Annotated in this window: 4 protein-coding genes; all 4 read left to right on the forward strand. The window is 41.2% G+C overall.

Annotated elements, in window-relative coordinates; translation table 11 throughout:
* Window positions 1-535 (forward strand): PhoH family protein (locus SMIDD26_RS04045; protein ID WP_134990155.1); only part of this gene is annotated, 535 nt, incomplete at its 5' end.
* 106 nt (window positions 536-641) lie between these two features.
* Window positions 642-1,211, forward strand: coding sequence for a GNAT family N-acetyltransferase (locus SMIDD26_RS04050; RefSeq protein ID WP_061439089.1), 570 nt, complete (start codon window positions 642-644; stop codon window positions 1,209-1,211).
* 67 nt (window positions 1,212-1,278) lie between these two features.
* The gene (locus SMIDD26_RS04055) at window positions 1,279-1,917 is read left to right on the forward strand and encodes a helix-hairpin-helix domain-containing protein (RefSeq protein ID WP_061439091.1); all 639 of its coding nucleotides are present in this window, start codon (window positions 1,279-1,281) and stop codon (window positions 1,915-1,917) included.
* Window positions 1,901-3,959 (forward strand): DNA internalization-related competence protein ComEC/Rec2 (locus SMIDD26_RS04060; protein WP_061439093.1); only part of this gene is annotated, 2,059 nt, incomplete at its 3' end. The genes SMIDD26_RS04055 and SMIDD26_RS04060, both read left to right, overlap by 17 nt.

Genomic DNA, 3,959 nt, shown 5'->3' on the forward strand with positions numbered 1-3,959 from the left:
GGTCAAGAGGATTATCCTAACTCGTCCAGCAGTGGAAGCAGGTGAAAGTCTAGGTTTTCTTCCGGGTGATCTTAAGGAGAAGGTAGATCCTTACCTTCGACCTGTTTACGATGCCTTGTATCAGATTCTCGGCAAAGACCAAACGACCCGTCTCATGGAGCGTGAAATTATCGAAATCGCGCCCCTTGCCTATATGCGTGGCCGGACCTTGGATGATGCCTTTGTCATTCTGGATGAGGCGCAAAATACGACCATCATGCAGATGAAAATGTTCTTGACTCGTTTAGGTTTTAATTCTAAGATGATTGTCAATGGAGATATCAGTCAGATTGACCTACCGCGGAATGTCAAGTCCGGTTTGATTGACGCTCAAGAGAAACTAAAGAACATTCACCAAATCGACTTTGTTCATTTTTCAGCCAAGGATGTGGTTCGCCATCCAGTTGTCGCTCAGATTATTCGAGCTTATGAACCAACTCCAGTTAAAAAAGAAGAGAGTGAAGAATTAGATCCTCAACCTCTGTCTGAAGGGTAGTTCTTTTGTACTTAAAGTTATCTCAATACCAAGTATAAATTTGCTTTTTAAATATTTCATTCAATATCCTTATATTAGTTAGAAACTTTTCAAGTGGAGGAAACGTATGGAATCAATTTTTGTAAAATTTGCCCAGTATCCAATAGTAGAGACAGAGCGTTTATTGCTTAGACCTGTAACCTTGGATGATTCGGAAGAAATGTTTGCCTATGCCTCGGACAAGAATAATACACGTTACACTTTTCTAACCAATCAAAGCTTGGAAGAAACCAAAAATAATATTGCCCAGTTCTACTTGGTCAATCCCTTGGGACGCTGGGGAATAGAACTAAAAAGCAATGGTCAGTTTATTGGAACCATTGATTTGCACAAGATTGATCCTGCTCTTAAGAAGGCAGCTATTGGCTACATTATCAATAAAAAGTATTGGAATCAAGGATTAACGACAGAAGCCAACCGTGCCGTGATTGAGCTAGCTTTTGAGAAGATAGGGATGAATAAGTTGACTGCCCTTTACGATAAGGACAATCCTGCATCTGGAAAGGTCATGGAGAAATCAGGCATGCGTTTTTCACATGCAGAACCATATGCTTGTATGGACCAGCATGAAGAAGGCCGAATCGTGACAAGAGTTCATTATGTCTTGACCAAGGAAGACTATTTTGCAAATAAATAAGCAGTTGAAAAGAAATTTTCGACTGTTTTTTTCTTCCTCTTACGAATAATCTAAGAGAGGAGGAAATATGGAAGCAATTATCGAGAAAATCAAAGAGTATAAAATCATTGTCATCTGTACTGGTCTGGGCTTGCTTGTAGGAGGATTTTTCCTGCTAAAGCCAGCTCCACAAACACCTGTAAAAGAAACGAATTTGCAAGCAGAAGTTGCAGCAGTTTCCAAGGATTCGGTATCCGAAAAGGAAGTGAAGGAAGAACCGGTTGAACAAGATCTAATTACAGTAGATGTGAAAGGTGCTGTAAAATCACCAGGGATTTATGATTTGCCGGTAGGTAGTCGGGTCAATGATGCTGTTCAGAAGGCTGGTGGCTTGACAGAGCAAGCAGACAGCAAGTCGATCAATCTAGCTCAGAAAGTCAGTGATGAGGCTCTGGTTTACGTTCCAACTAAGGGAGAAGAAGTAGCTAATCAACAGACTAATTCTGGAGCGCCTTCTTCAACAAGCAAGGACAAGAAGGTTAATCTCAACAAGGCCAGTCTTGAAGAACTCAAGCAGGTCAAGGGACTGGGAGGAAAACGAGCTCAAGACATTATTGACCATCGTGAATCAAATGGGAAATTTAAGTCGGTTGATGAACTCAAGAAGGTCTCTGGTATTGGTGCTAAGACCATAGAAAAGCTAAAAGACTATGTTACGGTGGATTAAGAATTTCCCCCTTCCCCTAATTTACCTGAGTTTTCTATTGCTCTGGCTTTACTACGCCATTTTTTCTGCATCCTATCTTGCTTTATTGGGCTTTGTTTTTCTGCTAGTCTGTCTCTTTTTCCAATTTCCTTGGAAATCTGCTAGCAAAGTTCTAGTGCTTTGCGGAATCTTTGCCTTCTGGTTTCTGTTTCAAAATTGGCAGCAGAGTCAAGCGAGTCAAAATTTGGCTGTTTCTGTTGAAAGGGTACGGATTTTGCCTGACACTATTAAGGTTAATGGTGATAGTTTGTCCTTTCGTGGTAAGTCTCATGGACGCATTTTTCAAGTCTATTATAAACTCCAGTCCGAGGAGGAGAAAGAACAATTTCAAACTTTAACAGACCTTCATGACTTAGAACTAGAAGGAAAACTTTCGGAGCCAGAAGGGCAGAGAAATTTTGGTGGCTTTGACTACCAAGCCTATCTGAAGACTCAGGGAATTTACCAGACTCTCAATATCAAAAGAATCCAGTCACTTAAACAAGTTCGTAGTTGGGATATAGGTGAAAACCTGTCCAGTTTACGTCGAAAGGCTGTGGTTTGGATTAAGACGCACTTTCCAGACCCTATGCGCAATTACATGACGGGGCTTTTGTTAGGGCATCTGGACACAGATTTTGAGGAGATGAATGAGCTTTATTCTAGTCTAGGAATTATTCATCTTTTTGCATTGTCCGGTATGCAGGTAGGATTTTTCATGGATGGCTTTAAGAAAATACTTTTGCGATTGGGCTTGACTCAAGAAAAGTTGAAATGGCTGACTTATCCCTTTTCCCTTATCTATGCTGGTCTGACAGGATTTTCAGCATCGGTTATTCGCAGTCTCTTGCAGAAGTTACTGGCTCAACATGGTGTTAAGGGCTTGGATAATTTTGCCTTGACCGTGCTTGTCCTCTTTATCATCATGCCCAACTTTTTCCTGACTGCAGGAGGAGTTTTGTCCTGCGCTTACGCTTTTATCTTGACTATGACTAGCAAAGAAGGGGAGGGGCTCAAGGCTGTTGCTAGAGAAAGTCTGGTTATTTCTTTGGGAATATTACCCATTCTATCCTTCTATTTTGCGGAATTTCAACCTTGGTCCATCCTCTTGACCTTTGTCTTTTCCTTTCTATTTGATTTGGTCTTCTTACCGCTCTTGTCTATCTTATTTGCCCTTTCCTTTCTCTACCCAGTCATTCAGCTGAATTTTATCTTTGAATGGTTGGAGGGAATGATTCGCTTGGTCTCGCAGATGACAAGTAGACCTCTGGTCTTTGGACAACCCAATGCATGGCTTTTAATCTTATTGTTAATTTCCTTGGCTTTGGTCTATGATTTGAGGAAAAACATTAAAAGGCTAGCAGTATTGAGCTTGTTGATTACAGGACTCTTTTTCTTGACAAAGCATCCACTGGAAAATGAAATTACCATGCTTGATGTTGGGCAGGGGGAAAGTATTTTCCTACGGGATGTAACTGGTAAAACCATTCTCATAGATGTAGGTGGCAAGGCAGAATCTGATAAGAAAATCGAAAAATGGCAAGAAAAGGCGACGACCAGCAATGCCCAGCGAACCTTGATACCCTATCTTAAAAGTCGTGGAGTGGCCAAGATTGACCAGCTGATTTTGACAAATACAGACAAGGAACGTGTTGGAGATTTGTTGGAGGTGACCAAGGCTTTCCATGTAGGGGAGATCTTAGTATCAAAAGGCAGTCTGAAACAGAAGGAATTTGTGGTAGAACTACAGGCGACTCAAACCAAAGTACGCAGTGTGACAATGGGAGAGAATTTGCCAATTTTCGGAAGTCAGTTAGAAGTCCTATCTCCAAGGAAAATTGGAGACGGAGGTCATGAAGATTCCCTAGTTCTGTATGGAAAACTTTTGGATAAGCACTTTCTCTTCACTGGAAATTTGGAGGAGAAAGGAGAGAAGGACTTGCTGAAGCATTATCCTGACCTAGAGGTGGATGTTTTGAAAGCTAGTCAACATGGCTCTAAAACCTCATCAAGTTCAGCCTTTT

The organism is Streptococcus mitis, assembly GCF_001579035.1.
Lineage (GTDB): Bacteria > Bacillota > Bacilli > Lactobacillales > Streptococcaceae > Streptococcus > Streptococcus mitis_J.